A 19,329-nucleotide genomic window follows, 5' to 3' on the forward strand; every position below is an offset into this window, starting at 1 on the left:
TTATTCGGCATCCAGATGCATTGGCGTAATCACTCGACCATCGCTTTCAGCCTGGCCGAGGCTAGCATCGATGAAGTACACCCGGTCATCCTCGAGCTTGGCTTTGTCGACCAGGTAATCCTTGATGCTACTGGCTCGAGCTTGCCCCAACTGACGCAAGAGCAAGGGGCTCTCACCCCAGGACATGAGCACCGCATCGCGCAATTGCTTACTGCGTTGCTCGCGGTCCAATTGTTCCCACTCAGCCGGTGGCTGTTGCTTCATACGTACGCGGTAGATGCCTTCAAGCATTGCCGCTTTGTCGCCGTCAGGTACTTTCAGGTCCGACGCTTGCGCAGGTACTTTGTCACCGCGACGCTGAAGCATTTTGTAGTAAGTGCTTTGGTACTCACGCTCCAGACGCTGCTGGGCAATCAGCGGGCCATCGCTGCTCTGGGCGCTGGTACCTTCGATTTCCAGGCGCAGGGCAGGCCGTTCCTTGAGCGCGGCAGCGAGTTTGTCCAGCGCGCTCTGGGCATCTGGTGTCAGGTCGCTGGAGCCGGCAGCAAAGGCCACGCTACCCAAGTCCTGGGCATCACCACCAGTGATCAAGCCGCCAATGAACTTGAACGGTGCCTGAGCCGCGCGCAATACCAGGTTGCGCAGTGTTTGCCAGACAATTGGCATTACGCTGAACTGCGGATCGTTCAAATTACCGGTTACCGGCAGTTCGATGGAGATCTTACCCTCGGTATCCTTGAGCAAGGCCACTGCCAGACGAATCGGCAGGTCCACCGCATCCGGGCTGTCGACTTTCTCGCCCAATTGCAGCTGCTCTACGACCACCTTGTTCTCGGCCTTGAGCTGGCCTTGGGTGATGATGTAATGCAGATCAATGTTCAGGCGGCCCTTACGGATGCGGAAACCGGCGAACTTGCCTGAGTACGGTGTCAGGGTGGTCAGCTCAACACGTTTGAAGCTGGTGGCGATATCCAGGCTGGCCATCGGGTCGAACGGGTTCAGTGCACCTTTGATGGACACGGGTGCATAGCGATCAACCTTGCCCTTGATATCAACCTTGGCCGGTTTCGGCTGGCGGTTGTCAATTGTGCCAATCTGACCATTGAGCTGCTGGATGGCGGTGGCGAAGTTAGGGGTCAGACTGAAGTCGGCGAAGTTCGCCGAACCGTCGTTGATATCGATGGCGCCGATGCGCACTCCCAATGGCTTCTCGCTGCTGGCTGCAGGTTTGGCTTTGGCTTGGGTTTGCGCCGTGGCCGGCTGCGGGATCAGCAAGTCATCGATATTGGTGGTGCGGTCTTCATTGATCATGAAGCGCGCATAAGGTTGTTTTAGGCTGACCTTGCCAATGTTCAGGGCATCACCGTGACGATAGGACACGTTGTCCAGGTTCAACTGCTGCCATTTGACGAAGTCGCGGTCCTTGATGGTATCCAGGGTGTGCAGTTGATTGACCTGCGCCTTGCCGTCAATGCTGAAGGCCAGTGGTTCAACGCTGCTGAGATTGACCTTGAGGTCGCTGCCAAGCATGCCACTGCGCAGCTCCAGGCGGATGTACGGCGTGATGTAGGCCTGAGCGACACGCAAGTCGATGTCCTGGGTGCTGACGTTGAGCTTGGCCGTAATCGGTGCCAGGTTGACTTCGCCGGCCGCCTGCAGCTTGCCTTGCTTGCCTACACCAGTGTCGAGCTTGAGGGTGAAGGGCGATTGGTTGAGGCTGTCGAAATTCTGCAAGTTGAGGTTCAGTGGTCCGACGTCCAGCGCCACTGGCGCTTTCTGTGAGCGGTCAGCCAGGTGGACTAAGTAGTTACGCAGTTGGACATCTTTGAGGAGCACTTGCCAGGGCTTACTCGGCTCGCTGGAGGCCCCCTGTTCCTTGGCGTCCGGCTCAGCAGCGGCCGGCTCGGCTTTTTCTGCCGGAGTAGCCTTGGCTGGCTGGCTGGCGAACAGCTTTTGCCAGTCGAGCTGGCCATCTGCTTCCAGTGCTGCCCAAGTTTCCAGCTTGTCGCTGCGGATCTTGCCGACCGTAACCAACTGTTTGGCCAGGTCTATAGAGGTTTCGCTGACATCCAGGCGGGCCAGCCGCGCCAGTGGGCGGCCATCCGGCGCTTTGATGGCAAAGGGGGCGATGCTGATCGAAGTGTTATCGAGCAGCAGCTCGGTTTGCTTGGACAGGTTCAGCTTGTAGTGAGTGTCGAGGTTGACCACACCTTCTTCAAGTACCAGCGGCACCGCATCGCGGACATAAGGCCAGAATGCCTTCATCTTGCCGTCGGTGATTTTCAGGGTGCCTTCGGAGGCAAGCGGCACCACACTGAAGCTGCCGCTCCAATCGACACGACCGCCACCGGGGCCGATTGCGACCAAGGTCATGTCGGTGCTGTCTTCGGGCAGGGTGCTGAGGTTTTTCAACTCCAGATTCATCGAGTCGTAGAGAAACTCGATCGGCTCGCTTGGGCGCAGGTCCTGGAAGTGCAGGTAACCTTCAATGAGTTTGATGCTGGCAATACGTACCGGGAATGGATCGCTTGGTGGCTCTTCAGGCTTGGCTTCGCTGGGTGGAAGTTTGAACAGCTGTGCTAGATTCAGGCTGCCGTCCTTGGCGAACAGCAGCTCGGTACGCGGTTTTTCCAGCTCGACACCGGCCAGGTGCAAAGCGCCGGACCATAGGCTGTCGAGCTGCAGGTTGGCGTACAGGCGTTCGAAGCCCACCTGCTCCTTGCCCTGCTCACCAATCTGCAGGCCCCAGAGGGTTAGCTCAAGACTGAATGGGTTGAGCTCGATACGCTGCAAGTGTGCGGGCACGGTGGCGTAGTTGGCCAATTGCTGATTGGCGATACGCAGGGCAACCCCTGGGAGAATCAGAAAGCCAAGCAGGCTGTACAAGGCCAGTGCGGCCAACATGGCGCCGAGGGCGCGTTTCAATCCTTTGGGCATGTGCGGCGTCGTCTGTCTAAAACGGAAGAGCTTGGAGTATGGCACGTAAAATCGGTTCCGAAGAAAGCTCAGAAAGTGCCGGTTTTTTGATTCAGAGCTGGAGAATCAAGGTCTTGAGCGGTGGTTGGCCATCCTGCGACGGAAAGTCGCTGGCCGGTTTGAGCACCTGCCAGTCGCGTACCGGCCGTCCTGCTTTCTCGGCGCAGCGCAGGACTTGCTCGCGCCAGTCGTCGAGGCTGACCTTGGCCAGGTTGTTACAGCAGATCAGTACACCGTCTTCGGCTGTACTCAGTAGCGCCGGTTTCAACAGGCTCTGGTAGTCGCGCAGCAGGTCAACGGTGCCGAAGGCACTCTTGGCCCAAGCTGGCGGATCGAGGAACACCAGGTCGAACTGGCGCTGTTCCAGGCGTGGGTACGGCGGCAGCTTGTGGCCGCGGCGCTGGCTGATGGGCAGGCCAGCGAACTGGCGAATCGCTGGAAAATAATCAGACTGAATGAACTGCATTGCCGGCAGCTCGGGGTTGAGGGCATTGTTTTCCTTGCCCACCGCCAGGTTGCCGTCGGCGAAATCCAGATTGCACACCTCACGGGCGCCGCCCGCCGCAGCACTGAGGCCGACACCGCAGGTATAGGCAAACAGGTTGAGTACGCTTTTACCGGCGCTGTGCTGCTTGACCCAACCGCGAGCATTGCGTAAGTCGAGAAACAGCAGAGGGTCTTGTCCGGCATGACGACCACGAACACGGTAGTTCAGCCCCCACTCATGGCCGACATGATCAGCTATGGCCATTTCGCTGGCCTGGTATACCGGGTCACGCCGATCAATGCGGCTATTGCCCTGGGATCGGTCGTTGTAGACCAGTAATAGTTCAAGCCCCAAATGCGCTTCTACCAGTGCATGCAGTTCAAGCAGGGCGCTGGTTTCCAGGGTCTGGTGGAAACTCTGCACCAACAGTTGCGGGCCATAGCGGTCAACCGTCAGGCCGCTGGCGCCTTCCTGGCTACCATGGAACAGGCGATAGCAGTCGGTGCCTTGGGCATGCAGTTCGGCGATAAGGCCCTGGCGGGCGTCGAGGGCGGCGCGCAGCGCCTGATTCAAGAGGGACATGCACGTAGCCTTGGTTTGCGGACGTGCAGTTTATCAGTTCAAACCAACGGAGGGGCCGTTGCGGCCCCTCCTGCAGTGATCAGCGTTCGATCGCCAAAGCGACGCCCTGACCACCGCCGATACACAGCGTAGCCAGGCCCTTGCTGACGTCACGTTTGATCATTTCGTGCAGTAGGGTTACCAGTACGCGGCAGCCCGAGGCACCGATTGGGTGGCCCAGGGCGATTGCGCCGCCGTTGACGTTCACCTTGCTGGCGTCCCAGCCCAGCTCCTTGCCTACGGACAGGGCTTGTGCGGCGAACGCCTCGTTGGCTTCGATCAGCTCCAGGTCGGCCAAGTCCCAGCCGGCCTTTTCCAGGCAGCGGCGAGTCGCGCTGACAGGTCCGATGCCCATGATCGCTGGGTCGACGCCGGCATTAGCGTAGGCTTTGATTCGTGCCAGAATCGGCAGCCCCAACTGCTGGGCCTTGGCGGCACTCATCAGCATCACCGCGGCGGCGCCGTCGTTGAGCGACGAGGCGTTACCGGCAGTGACGGTACCGTCTTTCTTGAAGGCGGGTTTGAGCTTGCCCAGAGACTCGGCGGTCGTACCTGCACGCGGTTGTTCGTCGGTGGCGAAGGCAACCGGGTCGCCCTTGCGCTGTGGTATCAGGATCGGCGTGATTTCTTCGACGAAGCGCCGAGCTTCAATGGCGGCGACGGCCTTTTGCTGCGAGGCGGCGGCAAAGGCATCCTGTTGTTCACGGCTGATGCCGTACTTCTCTACCAGGTTCTCGGCAGTAATACCCATGTGATAGTCGTTGAAGGCATCCCACAGACCGTCGCTGATCATGCTGTCGATCAGCGTGCTGTGGCCCATGCGCAAGCCGGTGCGGGCACCCGGCATCACATAGTTGGCCAGGCTCATGTTTTCCTGGCCGCCGGCAATGATCACCTCGGCATCGCCGCAGCGGATCGCCTGGGTAGCCAGGTGCAATGCCTTTAGGCCCGAGCCGCAGACCTTGTTCAGGGTCATTGCCGGCACGGCGTGAGGCAGACCGGCCTTGATCGCTGCCTGGCGCGCTGGGTTTTGCCCGGCACCGGCGGTCAGCACCTGGCCGAGAATGACTTCATCGACCAGTTCAGCATCGATACCGGTCAGGGTCAGCAGATGGCGGATCACCGCCGCGCCGAGGTCGACGGCAGGAATATTGGCCAGCGCTCCTTGGTAGCTACCGACAGCGGTTCGGGTGGCGGCAACGATAACGACATCTTGCATGGCGCGGGTCCTCACTGTTATTCGATTTGGTGTCAGAACGGCACAGGCCCCAATGGAGCCTTGATAGATCAGCATGGTGGCATAGATGCCCAGGCGTCTGCCAATGGCGAACAGCCCGGTCGCACTCAGCTGATACCCATGCGCCGCCGCGCTCGATGCGCCGAGCCATCACGCATGGCCCAGCGCAGCACCGGGGCGGTGCTGTGAATACCCAGGCGAATCAAACGCCGCTGCAAGGGCGGTTGCTGCAGTTCAAGCAGATCGCTGGCCCAATCAGGCAACAGGTCGATGCCCGCACGCAGCATCAGGTTGCCCACGGGCTGCGCCAGACGGCTCGGCGCCGGTGCATCGAGGAGCACCTGTACCACCTCATGGCTGCGCTGATCACAGTGCAACTGAGGGCGCATAGCGTGTAGGTAATCGGCGATCTGCTGGCGTGAGTGCGGCACGTTACGGGCTCCCAGGCGTTCGGCGATCAGGGCGATTTCGGCGTAGTAGGCGTCTTGCTCGGTGAGGGACAGATTCGGGTCGCGGTAACGTAGATGGGCGGCCAGAAAGCTGCTGACTTCAGCCACATGCACCCAGGTCAACAGGTCAGGATCGCTGGCGGCATAAGGACGGCCATCAGCGGCGTTGCCAACCACCTGCAGGTGAATGGTGCGGACTTTTTCGATCAGCCAGTTGGCGTCGCGCGTGGAGCCGAAGGTGGTGCCGGAGATGAACTGGCTGGTGCGGCGCAGGCGGCCGAGCAAGTCCTGGCGAAAGTTGGAGTGGTCCCAAACCCCGGCCAGGGCCAGAGGATGCAGCAGTTGCAGGAGCAGGGCACTGATACCGCCCACCAGCATGCTCGGGAAGTCGCCGTGTACACGCCAACTGATGCTCTGTGGGCCGAACAGACCGGGATCGCCCTTGGGTGTTTCCAGGTCAAGCTGACCCAGGGACAAGCCGGTGAGGCTCATTACCTGGGTTTCGATGCGGCGGCGAATCGTTTCCATGGCTACCTTGATACTGGCAGCCGTTGGCGCTGCCGGTTACTGGTTGAGGCGTTTGTCGATCAAGCCCTGGACCACGCTGGGGTCGGCCAGGGTTGAGGTATCACCGAGATTGTCCAGCTCGTTGCAGGCGATCTTGCGCAAAATACGGCGCATGATCTTGCCGGACCGGGTCTTGGGTAAGGCCGGCGCCCACTGGATCAGTTCCGGCTTGGCAAAACTGCCAATTTCCTTACTGACCAGAGCCAGTAGTTCCTGTTTCAGTGCGTCATCCGCGGTCACACCGTTCATGGGCGTGACAAACGCGTAGATCCCTTGCCCCTTGAGATCGTGAGGGTAACCGACTACGGCAGCTTCGGCGATGGCGTCGTGCAGCACCAGGGCACTTTCGACTTCGGCGGTGCCAATACGGTGCCCGGAGACATTGATCACGTCATCGATTCGTCCGGTTATCCACAAGTCGCCATCGGCATCGCGGCGGGCACCGTCACCGGTGAAATAGTAACCGGGGAGCGGTTTGAAGTAGGTGTCGATCATCCGTTGGTGATCGCCGTAGACACTGCGAATCTGCGCCGGCCAACTGGCCTTGATTGCCAGCATGCCGCTGCCGGGGCCTTCGATCAGCTTGCCTTTGTCGTCCAGCAACACCGGTTGTACACCGAACATTGGCTGGGTTGCGCAACCTGGCTTGATGCGTCGACTGCCGACCAGGGGGCTGATCATGATGCCGCCGGTCTCGGTCTGCCACCAGGTGTCGACGATAGGGCAACGTTTTTCACCGACCGCCTCGAAATACCATTCCCAGGCTTCCGGGTTGATCGGCTCGCCGACGCTGCCAAGCAGGCGCAGGCTCTTGCGTGAGGTGTTTTTCAGCGGTCCGTCACCCTCACGCATCAAGGCGCGCAGGGCGGTGGGCGCTGTGTAGAAGATATTCACCTGATGTTTGTCGACCACCTGCCAGAAGCGCGAGGCGTCGGGATAGTTGGGTACACCTTCGAACATCAAGGTAATTGCACCATTGGCCAGCGGTCCGTAGACGATATAGCTATGCCCAGTGACCCAGCCGACATCGGCCGTGCACCAGAACACCTCACCCTCACGGTAATCGAATACAGTCTTGAAGGTCATGGCCGCTTGCAGCAGGTAGCCGGCGGTGGTGTGCAGCACGCCTTTGGGTTTGCCGGTGCTGCCGGAGGTATAGAGGATGAACAGCGGATCTTCAGCCTGCATCGGTTCCGGCGGACAATCAGCACTGACTTGCGTAATCGCCTGGTGGTACCAGAGGTCACGCCCCTCGTTCCAGTCGACCGTGCCACCGGTGCGCTTGATCACCACTACCGTACTGACGTTCGGGCAACGGCCCAGGGCCTGGTCGACGTTTTTTTTCAGGGCGATGGTCTTGGCCCCTCGTACCCCTTCATCCGCGGTGATGACCATACGGCAATCGGCGTCGAGAATCCGGTCGCGCAAGGCGTCGGGTGAGAAGCCTCCGAACACCACCGAGTGAATTGCCCCAATTCGGCTGCAGGCCAGCATGGCATAGGCTGCCTCGGGGATCATCGGCATGTAGATGCATACACGATCACCTTTTTTCACCCCGCGTTGCTTGAGTACGTTGGCCAGGCGGCTGACCTTGTCGTGCAGCTCGCGATAGGTGATCTGACTGGAGTCGCCAGGGTCGTCGCCTTCGCGAATGATCGCTACTTGCTCAGCGCGTGTGGCCAGGTGGCGGTCGATGCAGTTGTAACTGACATTCAGTTCAGCGCCCTCGAACCAACGGGCTGCGCCGGTTTTCATGTCGCTGTGCTGGATGCTGCTGAAGGGTTTGATCCAGTCCAGGCGCTTGGCCTGCTCTGCCCAGAAGGATTCGGGGTCTTCTATCGACTGGCGATACAGGCGCTCATAGTCGGCTTGGCTCAGTTGCGCCGCTTTACTGACGGCATCGGCGTGGGGATGGGCGCTGATATCGAACATGGCGGGGTCCTGTTCTGACTGATAGTTTTTGTCAGAACAGTGTAGCCGCTACCCCTGGTCGTGTTCGTTCGACCAGGGGCAGGGCAGCAGGATCAACCGCGATGACGGCTGCGGAAGAAGTTGATCAGGCCTTGGGTCGAAGCGTCTTCAGCAGCCTCTTCGATGCCGCCGGTCAGGCGCTGGTAAACGCCTTTACCGAGCTCCTTGCCCAGTTCCACGCCCCACTGGTCAAAGGCATTGATGCCCCAGATCACGCTCTGCACGAAGACCTTGTGCTCGTACATCGCTACCAGCGCACCGAGGCGCCGAGGGCTGATGCGTTCGACCACCAAGGTGTTGCTTGGACGGTTGCCGGGGATCGCCTTATGCGGCGCCAGCTTTTGCACATCTTCTTCGCTCATACCCTTGTCGCGCAGCTCGGCTTCAGCCTCGGCGCGGGTCTTGCCGAGCATCAGCGCCTGGCTCTGCGACAGGCAATTGGCGTACAGCCACTGGTGGTGGTCAGCAACCGGATTGAAACTGACCACTGGGACGATGAAGTCCGCTGGGATCAGTTGCGTGCCTTGGTGCAGCAACTGGTGGTAGGCGTGTTGACCGTTGCAACCGACGCCACCCCAGATCACCGGACCGGTGTCGTGGTTCACTGGCGTACCGTCCTGACGAACGCTCTTGCCGTTGGACTCCATGTCCAACTGCTGCAGGTGCTTGGTGATATTACGCAGGTAGTGATCGTACGGCAGGATCGCATGGCTCTGCGCGCCCCAGAAGTTGCCGTACCACACGCCCAGCAAGGCCAGCAGTACCGGCATGTTCTGCTCGAACGGTGCGTTCTGGAAATGCTGGTCCATGGTGTAGGCACCGGACAGCAGCTCTTTGAAGTTGGCGGTGCCGATGGCCAGCGCAATTGGTAGGCCAATGGCCGACCACAGCGAGTAGCGTCCACCGACCCAGTCCCACATCGGGAAGATGTTTTCTTCGCGGATACCGAAGGCCACCGCAGCAGCCTTGTTGCTCGATACGGCAATAAAATGTTTGTACAGCTCGGCTTCCGATCCGCCCTGGGCCAGGTACCAGCTACGTGCGGCCTGGGCGTTTTTCAGGGTTTCCAGGGTGTTGAAGGACTTCGAGGAAACGATGAACAGGGTGGTTTCAGCGCGCAATTTGGCCGACAGCTCATGGAACTCACTGCCGTCGATATTGGCCAGGTAATGGCAACGGACGCCGCGCTGGGCGTAGGGCAGCAGCGCCTCGGACACCAGCTCAGGGCCGAGGAACGAGCCACCGATACCGATGTTGACCACGTCGGTGATCGGCTTTTCGCTGTAACCGCGCCACAGACCGTCATGAATGCGCCCGACCAGTTCGGTAACCTGGTTGAGGACCTTGTGCACGTCAGGCATCACGTTGACGCCGTTTACGCTCAACTTGTCGCCTACCGGGCGACGCAAAGCAGTATGCAGGGCCGGACGGCCTTCGGAGGCGTTGAGGATTTCACCAGCAAACAGCGCCTTGATCGCCTCTGGCAGGCCAACTTCGTTGGCCAGGCCGACCAGCAGGTCACGGGATTGGCCGTTAATCAGGTTTTTCGAGTAATCGAGGAAGAGCCCGCAGGTGCTCAGGGAAAACTGCTCAAAGCGTTGTGGCTCGGCATTGAATGCATCGCGCATGCTGAAGTTCTGCATGGCATCGCGGTGCTGCTGGAGCGCCTGCCAGGCGGGCAGGGCAGTAACATCATGAGGGGTGCGGTAATACGCCATCGCTGCAGATTTCCTTATTGCGTGAACTGCCTTGGACACTGAAAAAAGCGTCCGGTTTGCAGGCTGATGCCAATTATAGGCATGCAGCCTGCTTTACCGGGAGTGGTCCCATCTGAACAGAAATGACGACGGTGCTATTTGTTGTCGTCGAGATTCAGGTGCAGGTTGTCGATCAGGCGGGTATTGCCTAGAACGGCGGCGGCGAGGATCACCAGGTCACGGTCTTCAGCCGTGGCCGGGCGCAGGCTTAGGGCCTGGCGGATTTCCAGGTAATCTGGCCGAAAGCCAGCAGATGCCAGATGCGCCTGACCCTGGGCAATCAGCGCCGGGAAGTCACGCTGACCTTGCTCAATGGCGTGCGCCATGTCACTCAACACGCGATACAGCGCCGGGGCCGACTGGCGTTGGGCGTCATTGAGGTAACCGTTGCGCGAAGACAGCGCCAGGCCATCTTCGGCGCGAACGGTCGGCTCACCAATGATCTGGATCGGCATGTTCAAGTCATGTACCAGCGCGCGGATTACCGCCAGTTGCTGGAAGTCTTTTTGACCGAACACCGCCAGGTCCGGCTGGACCATATTGAACAATTTGCTGACGACCGTGGCCACTCCTTCGAAATGACCTGGACGACTGGCGCCACAGAGCCCTTCGGACAGTTGTGGAACGCTGACGCGGGTTTGACCGTCCATGCCATCGGGATACATCTCTTCGACAGTGGGGGCGAACAGCAGGTGGCAACCGGCCTGAAGCAGTCTTTCCTGGTCGGCGGCGAGGGTCCGCGGGTACTTGTCGAGGTCTTCGCTAGGACCAAACTGCAGCGGGTTGACGAAGATACTGGCGACGACGAAATCGACCCTTTGCGCGGCCTTGGTCACCAGTGCAGCGTGGCCACTGTGCAGGTTACCCATGGTCGGTACGAAGCCGATGCGCTTGCCTTCACTGCGCGCACGCGCGACGGCGGCGCGCAGTTCGCGGACGGTCTTGACTGTGTTCATGCACTGAACCCGTGTTCGCTGCCGGGGAAGCTGACATCCTTTACCGCAGCTACATAGGCGCTCAGCGCACCCTGGATGTCACTCTGGCCAGCCATGAAGTTCTTGACGAACTTCGGCACACGGCCGGTCAGCGACAAGCCGAGCATGTCGTGCAGTACCAGTACCTGACCGTCGGTCGCGCTGCCGGCACCGATGCCGATCACCGGAATGCTCACCGCCTGGGTGATTTCCGCGGCCAGTTCGCTCGGCACGCATTCGAGCAGGAGCATGGCGGCGCCTGCCTGCTCCAGAGCAATGGCATCGGCACGCATCTGCCGAGCTTGGTTTTCCTGGCGACCCTGGACCTTGTAGCCACCGAGGATGTTCACGGTCTGCGGGGTCAGGCCCATATGAGCGCAGACCGGAACGCCACGTTCGGCCAGCAAACGGATGGTTTCCGCCAGCCAGGCGGCGCCCTCGACCTTGACCATATGCGCGCCCGCCTGCATCAGCGCGCCGCTGTTGGCGAATGCTTGCTCGGTGGTGGCGCAGGCCATGAACGGCAGGTCAGCGAGAATCAATGCGCCTTCATTGCCGCGTTTCACGCAACGAGTGTGGTAGGCCATCTCGGCGGTGGTCACCGGCAACGTGCTGTCATGACCCTGCAGGACCATGCCCAGGGAGTCACCGACCAGCAGGATTTCCACGCCGGCGCGACTGGCAGCTTGGGCGAAGGTCGCGTCGTAGCAGGTCAGCATGGCTATTTTCTCACCCTTGGCCTTGAGGCTCTGCAGGGTGGTCAGGGTTACATCTGGCATGAAAAGGAATCCTCAATCAGGCGCTGTGAAAAACGACTGCGTACAACGCGTGTATTCATCTTCTGGAACAGCACATCATCGATCGTGGTGTTTTAGTTACGACCTGTTCCAGGCCTATATACGCCTTTTGCGGCACTCAGGCGCCACGGGAGGCCTATAGTCGTGAGGGAGGGAGCTGAAGTCAATTACCCCGTTACCGCATTGTTACGAATGCGCTGTTACGGGCGTTACCGGATGGGGGAAAGCCCGGTTACAGGCGCTCCAAGCCGACGAACGGGCACTCTGCCAGCAACTGGGCCAGGCTGCGCTGGTCGGCAAGCACGAAGTCTTCAGGAACCAGCTCAGCCAGGGGGTAGAGGACGAATGGCCGAGCCTGCATGTGGTAATGCGGGACTTTGAGGCGAGGGATATCGATCAGATGATCGCCATACAGCAGGATATCCAGATCCAGTGTGCGCGGCCCCCAACGCTCCTTGCGCTCGCGGCCGTGGGCAGCCTCAATGGCTTGCAGGCAGTCGAGCAGGTCCAGGGGCGCTAGGGCGGTATCCAGCGCAGCTACCGCATTGGTATAGCGAGGTTGGCCCGGTGAAAGCGATTCGCTGCTGTAGAAAGCAGAAACCGCGATCAGGGTTGTAGCGGGCAACTCGCGCAGGGCATTGATGGCGCTACGCAGTTGCTCCTGCGGCGCATCCAGGTTGCTACCCAGGCCGATGTACACGCGCTCCATGCTTATTCGTCCGCACCGCCGTCGGCGCGTTTGCGCTTGCTCGGGCTGCGTTTGCGTTTACGCGGGCCGGCACCTGCACCTTCGTCACGGCTGCCCAGGTCGCGGATCATGTCGCGCCGCTCGCTGTCGTTGCAGTCTTGATAGTCGGTCCACCATTGGCCCAGTCCGTCGGTTTCCTCGCCTGCGCTTTCGCGTAGCAGCAGGAAGTCATAACCGGCACGGAAACGTGGATTGTCGAGCAACAGGTCAGCACGCTTGCCGCTACGGCGTGGCAGGCGTTCCTGCATGTCCCAGATCTCGCGGATCGGCAAAGTGAAGCGTTTAGGAACCGCGATGCGCTGGCACTGTTCGCTGATCAGCTCATGGGCGGCTTCATTCATCGCCGGAATCGGCGGCATTCCGCGACTTTGCAGGCGCAGGGCGCGGCCTGGCAAGGCTGGCCAGAGCAGGGCGGCAAACAGGAAGGCTGGGGTTACCGGCTTGCCCTGCTTGATGCGCAGGTCGGTATTGATCAAAGCCTGGCTGATCAGAGTATGGGTGTAGGTCGGGTGTTCTTCGAGCGCTTGCGCACTGGCCGGGAACAGTGGATCGAACAATTGCAGGTCGACGAGCATTTCGAAGGTGTCGGCAGCGTGTCCGGAGAGGAACAGCTTGAGGGTTTCTTCGAACAGACGCGCAGCCGGGATCTCGCGCAGCATCGGCGCCAGTTGGCGGATCGGCTGAACGGTGTGCTTCTCGATACCGAAGTTCAACTTGGCGGCGAAACGCACGGCGCGCAGCATCCGCACCGGATCTTCCTGGTAACGCTGGGTCGGATCACCGATCAGGCGGATCAGGCGGTTGCGGATATCGTGTACGCCGTTGGCGTAGTCGAGGATGCGTTCGCTGACCGGATCGTAGTACAGGGCGTTAATGGTGAAGTCGCGGCGTTGCGCGTCTTCTTCCAGGGTGCCATAGACGTTGTCACGCAGAATTCGCCCACTCTCGTTACGCGACGAGGTATGGCTGTCTTCCGCTTCGCTTTCCGGGTGGTTGGCGCGAAAGGTAGCAACTTCGATGATTTCACGGCCGAAATGGATGTGAACCAACTTGAAGCGACGACCGATGATGCGCGCATTGCGAAACTCGGCGCGGACTTGTTCAGGGGTGGCACTGGTGGCGACGTCGAAGTCCTTGGGGGTGATACCCAGGAGTTGGTCACGCACGCAGCCACCGACCAGGTAGGCCTGGTAGCCAGCATTTTGCAGGCGCTCAACGATGCTCACCGCATGACGACTGAATTGGCCACGTTGCAGCGAGTGTTGACCGCTATTGATCACTTCAGGCGTGGTGCGCTTGTGGTGCGGACCACGTACGGGAGGACGGAACGACTGGAACAGCTTCTTCAGCATGGGATGCACTGTTTGAAGGAATGTTCGGCCAAAAACGAAGAATGGCCGCATGATGGGCGGGGATTCTAGCATTTACTCGGGGGATGGTGTAGGCGCTAACAAAAGCGGGGTGATGCGAGGGGAGAAACTACAAGGGGAGCCGAAGCTCCCCAAGAAGTAGTTGCGTGCTCTTATTATTTTTTTGCCGGGCTTCTTGTTTTTGTTGAGTGCCCTATCCACAAAACGCAAAGCTTGTGGACGATCTCCCTAACCGGGATTCAAGAGCAAACGGATTGCTTTGGTCGCTGAGGTTGCAATGATCATGCGATCCAACCAGTTCAGGCCCTGCTTGAGTGCAGTTTTTGTTGTTCTCTGCCTGGTTGTGGGGCAAGCCCCAAATACAACTCCTCTCCAAAAGAATCAGTTAGCTGCGCCTCCGCCGTCTTGTTCTTATTGTGCGTGAGCCGATTCGTCTTATTTTTATTGTCTTTTGCAGTGCTTGTTATTGTTCTTGTACCAAACATATAGCAGGTGCCGTGCCAACTTTTGCAAACCCCAGTAAAACAAGGGGTTGGAGCGATTTATGATGGTTGGGGAGGCGAAAAAAAACCGAGGCTTCGTTACCGTAAGCCCCGGTTTTTGTTACGAGATTGTGGCGAGGTAACAGTTTTTTCACATTTCTCTGTGTTACCGCTTCGCACCCCGGTGACAGCTGAAAGGGATCAGCTGTCGCTGGTGGCACCGCTCTTGCGCCGGGGGATACCCAGGCGTTGGCGACGTTCCCACAAACACTTGCGGCTGACACCCAGTTTGCGTGCCAGTTCTGTCTCGGTCATGTGGTCCTGGTGCTCAAGCACGAAGTGCTGGAAGTAGTCTTCCAGGGACAGGTCTTCGGTTGGCTCATGGCTGGTGTTGTTGGCCGAGCTGCCATTGCCGGACAGGCTGGTGAACGGTTCATCGTCGTCCAAGTCGCTCAGTTCGATATCGATGCCCAGCAGGTCGGCGGAAATTTCCGGGCTCTCGCAGAGAATCACCGCCCGCTCGACGGCGTTTTCAAGCTCGCGCACGTTACCCGGCCAGGAGTAGTGACGGATGGCCTGTTCAGCATCGTGACCGAAACGCAGATCAGTGCGGCCGACACGTGCGCTTTGGCGGGCGAGGAAGGCATTGGCGATCTCGTTGACGTCTGCACCGCGCTCGCGCAGCGCGGGCAACTTGAGGGCGATAACGTGCAGGCGGTAATAAAGGTCTTCACGGAACTGGCCGATTTTGGCCAGGCTCTTCAGGTCGCGGTGGGTCGCGGCGATCAAGCGTACGTCAACCTTTTGCGATTGTACCGAGCCGACCCGGCGGATTTCGCCTTCTTGCAGTACGCGCAGCAAACGTGCCTGCGCTTCCAGTGGCAGCTCGCCAATTTCATCGAGAAACAGGGTGCCACCGTCGGCTGCTTCGACCAGCCCGGCGCGGCCGGCGCTGGCGCCGGTGAAGGCACCTTTTTCGTGGCCGAACAGTTCCGATTCAATCAGGGTTTCCGGGATCGCTGCGCAGTTCACCGAGATCATCGGCGCCTTGGCGCGACGCGAAAGGTTGTGCAAGGCGCGGGCAACCAGCTCTTTACCGGTACCAGACTCGCCCTGGATCAGTACATTGGAGTCCGTGGGGGCTACCTTACGGATTTTGCCGTACAGGTCCTGCATCGGTGGGCAGGAGCCGATAATGCCAATCTCGCCATTGGCGGCGTTGCTGGAGCCTTTATCGGCAGTGCCGGTCTTGCCGTTACCGCGCGCCTCGGCTGGTGCCGCTGGTGCGTTCTGGCGGTCACGCAGGATGCGTGCTACAGCCTGAAGCATTTCGTCATGATCGAAAGGCTTGGCGATGTAGTCCACCGCGCCCATCTTCATCGAATCGACTGCCGAGCGCAGGCTGGCGTAGCTGGTCATTATCAGCACCGGCGTACCCTGGCCGAGCTTGATCAGTTCGGTACCCGGGGCGCCGGGTAGACGCAGGTCACTGACAATCAAGTCGAAGGTGGCAATGCTGAAGCGCTCCTGTGCTTCCTGCACCGATCCGGCTTCGCTGACCTGATACTGGTTCCGTTCCAGTAGTCGACGCAGTGCCGAGCGGATGATGGTTTCGTCTTCGACGATCAGAATATGCGGCATTGATTCAATTCTCTCGACGGTCTCAGTTCACAGCGGACGTCGCTACGACATGGCGCGGCAGGGTCACTCGGATCCGTGTGCCACGTTGGCTCTGGGCATCGGCCGGGCTGTCGATGGTGATTTGTCCATAATGCTCTTCCACGATGGAATAGACCAGAGCAAGCCCTAGTCCAGTCCCTTCGCCCGGGTCCTTGGTAGTGAAGAAGGGTTCGAACAGACGATCCATGATGTTTTTCGGAATACCGCTGCCTTCGTCTTCGACGATCAGGTCGACGGTATGCTCGCTCGCTTCGCTCTTGACCCGTACGGCACTGCCGGCGGGGGAGGCGTCGCGGGCGTTGGACAGCAAGTTGATCAAGACCTGGGCCAGGCGTTGCGGGTCGCCATCGACCCAGTGCTCGGGGTCGCACAGGTTGAAGAACTGTACTTCGAAATTGCGCCGGTTCAAGGCCAGCAGACCGATGGCATCCTGCGCCACTTCCGCTAGGCACACCGGCTCGTCACTGTGCTGGTGGCTGCCGGCATGAGCGAAGCTCATCAGCGACTGGACGATGCGCGAAATGCGCTTGGTTTGCTCGAGAATCTGGCTGCTCAGCTCGGTGATCTCGCCATCATCTTCGCGCTCTTCGCGCAGATTCTGCGCCAGGCAGGCGATGCCGGTGACCGGGTTGCCGATCTCGTGGGCGACCCCGGCAGCCAGGCGGCCAATACTGGCCAGGCGTTCGGAGTGCACCAGTTTGTCTTCCAGCGCCTGGGTTTCGGTAAGGTCCTCGACCAGTACCACCAGGCCACTGTTACCCGGCGCCAGCGGTTCGTCGATGGCAGCCTTGTGCAGGTTCAGCCAACGGGTCTGTCCGTCCAACCCCAGGCGCTGTTTGTGCAGGTGCTCATCAGGGATATTGGTGAAACCAAGCAGCAAGCCACGCCAGGGTTCACTGATGGTGGTCAGGCGCGAGCCGACCACGCGTTTGGCGGGAATCCCGGTGAGCTCTTCCATGGCCTTGTTCCACATCAGGATTTCCTGATCCTTGGCCAGCGAGCAGACGCCCATCGGCAGTTCCTGCAAAGTCTGGCGGTGGTAGCGGCGCAGGGCGTCGAGCTCGGCGGCAAGACCGGTCAGGCGCGAGTGATAGTCTTCCAGGCGACTTTCGATGAAGTGGATGTCTTCAGTGACGTAATTTTCGTTACCGGACTTATAGGGGAGGAAGGTTTCCACCATGTCCTGGGCTACGCTCGGCCCCATCAACCCCGACAGGTTGGCTTCGATACGGTCGCGCAGACGGCGCAAAGCGTAAGGGCGGCGTTCGTCGAACGGTAGGTAGAGATCACGCAGAGCCTGTTCCACTTCCTTCTGTGCAGCCTTTGCCCCCAGTGGCTTGGCCAGTTGCGTGGCAAACTCCTGGGGTGACGCGGCATGCAACTCGCGGCGTTGCGGGCGGCGCACGTTATCCACTGCACATGCTTCAGCGGCGCTGACTTCTTCGGTGCTGGCATTGGTGAACAGCGAAATCAGGGTGAACAACAAGACGTTGGCGGCCAACGATGCAATGGCCGCCATGTGCCAACTGGTGTCGTCGAGCACGTAGATCATGTTCAGCAGCGGAATGTAGAAGCCCTGCAGATTGCCTATCAGCGGCAACAGCATGGTTACCATCCACACCAGAATCCCCGCTAGCAGACCGGCGATGAAACCACGGCGGTTGGCGGTTGGCCAATACAGAACCGAAAGGACGCCGGGGAGAAATTGCAAGGTGGCGACGAAAGCGACGATGCCGAGGTTGGCCAGATCCTGCTGACTGCCCAGGGTCAGGTAGAAACCGAAGCCGGCAGCGATGATGGCGACGATGAGTGCTCGCCGGGTCCACTTCAGCCAGCGGTAGATATTACCTTCAGCGGGCGGCTGGTAAAGCGGCAGCACCAAGTGGTTCAGTGCCATGCCAGAGAGGGCCAGGGTGGTGACGATGATCAAGCCACTGGAGGCTGACAGCCCACCGACGTAGGCAAGTAGCGCCAGGGCCTGATTGTTGGCGGCGATTCCCAAGCCCAGGGTGAAGTATTCAGGACTGGTGCTGGCCCCCATCTTCAAGCCGGCCCAGAGGATCAGCGGCACCGCCAGGCTCATCAGCAGCAGGAACAATGGCAGGCCCCAGCTGGCGCTGACCAGTGAACGGGGGTTGAGGTTCTCGGTGAAGGCCATGTGGTACATGTGCGGCATGACGATGGCCGAGGCGAAGAACACCAGCAGCAGAGTCCGCCACGGGCCTTCCTGCAACGGTGTGTGCAGGGCGGCAAGGGCAGTCTGGTTTTGCAGCAACCAGACCTCCAGTTGGTGCGGCCCGCCGAACACACCGTACAGGGCATAGAGGCCAATACCGCCCAGGGCCAGTAACTTGATCACCGACTCGAATGCGATGGCGAACACCAGGCCTTCGTGTTTTTCCCGGGTGGCGATATGGCGCGAGCCGAAAAAGATCGTGAACAAGGTAATCAGGGCGCAGAAGGCCAGGGCAACGCGGGCCTTGACGGGCTCGCCAGTGAGAATGCTGATGGAGTCGGCCACTGCTTGAATCTGCAGTGCCAGTAAAGGCAGCACGCCGATCAGCATGAACACCGTGGTCAGCGCCCCGGCCCAGGTACTTCGAAAGCGGAAGGCAATCAAGTCGGCCAGTGACGATAGCTGATAGGTACGGGTGATCTTCAAAATCGGGTACAGCAGCACCGGTGCCAGCAGGAACGCACCGGAAACCCCCAGGTAACAGGCCAGAAAGCCGTAACCGTACTGGTAGGCCAGGCCTACCGAGCCATAGAAAGCCCAGGCGCTGGCGTAAACCCCGAGCGACAAGGTGTAGGTCAAAGGGTGGCGAATGATTGAGCGCGGGATCATGCCGCGCTCGCTGATCCAGGCCACACCGAACAGCACCAGCAGGTAGGCGGCGCTGATCAGGATCATCTGGGTCAGGCTAAAGCTCATCGGCATCACGTTGGCTCTGCAGGATAAAGGTCACGACGATCAGGATCAGCCAGAGCAGGTACGGACGGTACCAAGCACCGGTTGGCTCGATCCACCAGTCCATGATGGCCGGGGAGAACAGATAGATCCCCACAACCAGAAGCAGGACCAAACGATAGATATACATGCTGGCCTCAAAGGTTAGGGCGCTGCGGCTTGAACTTATTATTGGCGCAAATGGCTGTGGCGATGGTAACGGGCTTGTACGTTTTTGCCAAAGAATTGAATTTACTAGGCTTTCT

13 protein-coding genes are annotated in these 19,329 nt (G+C 59.8%); all 13 read right to left on the minus strand.

Going from position 1 to position 19,329, the window contains the following annotated elements; all coding sequences use genetic code 11:
- The 13 genes from ACQRAX_RS11960 to ACQRAX_RS12020 all read right to left on the minus strand — a co-directional run bounded on the left by ACQRAX_RS11960 (position 1) and on the right by ACQRAX_RS12020 (position 19,214).
- Entirely contained in the window at positions 1–2,937 is a 2,937-nt protein-coding gene (locus ACQRAX_RS11960) for a DUF748 domain-containing protein (protein ID WP_412040298.1), read from the minus strand.
- Between the two features lie 91 nt (positions 2,938–3,028).
- Positions 3,029–4,045 carry a class I SAM-dependent rRNA methyltransferase gene (locus ACQRAX_RS11965; RefSeq protein ID WP_412040299.1) on the minus strand — a complete coding sequence of 339 codons (1,017 nt, stop codon included), beginning with the start codon at positions 4,043–4,045 and terminating at the stop codon, positions 3,029–3,031.
- 79 nt (positions 4,046–4,124) lie between these two features.
- A complete protein-coding gene (locus ACQRAX_RS11970; RefSeq protein ID WP_412040300.1) occupies positions 4,125–5,303 on the minus strand; it encodes an acetyl-CoA C-acetyltransferase in 1,179 nt (392 codons plus the stop codon).
- Positions 5,304–5,428: 125 nt separating this feature from the next.
- The gene (locus tag ACQRAX_RS11975) at positions 5,429–6,298 is read right to left on the minus strand and encodes an oxygenase MpaB family protein (protein WP_412040301.1); all 870 of its coding nucleotides are present in this window, start codon (positions 6,296–6,298) and stop codon (positions 5,429–5,431) included.
- A gap of 36 nt (positions 6,299–6,334) precedes the next feature.
- The gene (acs, locus tag ACQRAX_RS11980) at positions 6,335–8,269 is read right to left on the minus strand and encodes an acetate--CoA ligase (RefSeq protein WP_412040302.1); all 1,935 of its coding nucleotides are present in this window, start codon (positions 8,267–8,269) and stop codon (positions 6,335–6,337) included.
- Between the two features lie 92 nt (positions 8,270–8,361).
- On the minus strand, positions 8,362–10,026 hold the full coding sequence (gene pgi / locus ACQRAX_RS11985; protein WP_412040303.1) for a glucose-6-phosphate isomerase: 1,665 nt from the start codon (positions 10,024–10,026) through the stop codon (positions 8,362–8,364).
- Between the two features lie 134 nt (positions 10,027–10,160).
- Complete coding sequence (gene panC, locus ACQRAX_RS11990; RefSeq protein WP_412040304.1) at positions 10,161–11,021, minus strand: pantoate--beta-alanine ligase; 861 nt, start codon at positions 11,019–11,021, stop codon at positions 10,161–10,163.
- Complete coding sequence (panB, locus tag ACQRAX_RS11995; RefSeq protein ID WP_412040305.1) at positions 11,018–11,818, minus strand: 3-methyl-2-oxobutanoate hydroxymethyltransferase; 801 nt, start codon at positions 11,816–11,818, stop codon at positions 11,018–11,020. Before panB ends, panC begins: the two co-directional genes overlap by 4 nt.
- A 250-nt stretch (positions 11,819–12,068) precedes the next feature.
- A complete protein-coding gene (folK, locus tag ACQRAX_RS12000; protein WP_412040306.1) occupies positions 12,069–12,545 on the minus strand; it encodes a 2-amino-4-hydroxy-6-hydroxymethyldihydropteridine diphosphokinase in 477 nt (158 codons plus the stop codon).
- A gap of 2 nt (positions 12,546–12,547) precedes the next feature.
- Positions 12,548–13,936 carry a polynucleotide adenylyltransferase PcnB gene (locus ACQRAX_RS12005; RefSeq protein WP_412040307.1) on the minus strand — a complete coding sequence of 463 codons (1,389 nt, stop codon included), beginning with the start codon at positions 13,934–13,936 and terminating at the stop codon, positions 12,548–12,550.
- 701 nt (positions 13,937–14,637) lie between these two features.
- Positions 14,638–16,077, minus strand: a complete 1,440-nt coding sequence (locus ACQRAX_RS12010) for a sigma-54-dependent transcriptional regulator (protein WP_412040308.1) — start codon at positions 16,075–16,077, stop codon at positions 14,638–14,640.
- Positions 16,078–16,099: 22 nt separating this feature from the next.
- On the minus strand, positions 16,100–19,054 hold the full coding sequence (locus ACQRAX_RS12015; protein WP_412040309.1) for a sensor histidine kinase: 2,955 nt from the start codon (positions 19,052–19,054) through the stop codon (positions 16,100–16,102).
- Complete coding sequence (locus ACQRAX_RS12020) at positions 19,038–19,214, minus strand: hypothetical protein (protein ID WP_003250005.1); 177 nt, start codon at positions 19,212–19,214, stop codon at positions 19,038–19,040. Before ACQRAX_RS12020 ends, ACQRAX_RS12015 begins: the two co-directional genes overlap by 17 nt.
- Positions 19,215–19,329 lie beyond the last annotated feature (115 nt).

The organism is Pseudomonas sp. UM16 (assembly GCF_050312595.1).
In the GTDB taxonomy this organism is placed as follows: Bacteria; Pseudomonadota; Gammaproteobacteria; order Pseudomonadales; family Pseudomonadaceae; genus Aquipseudomonas.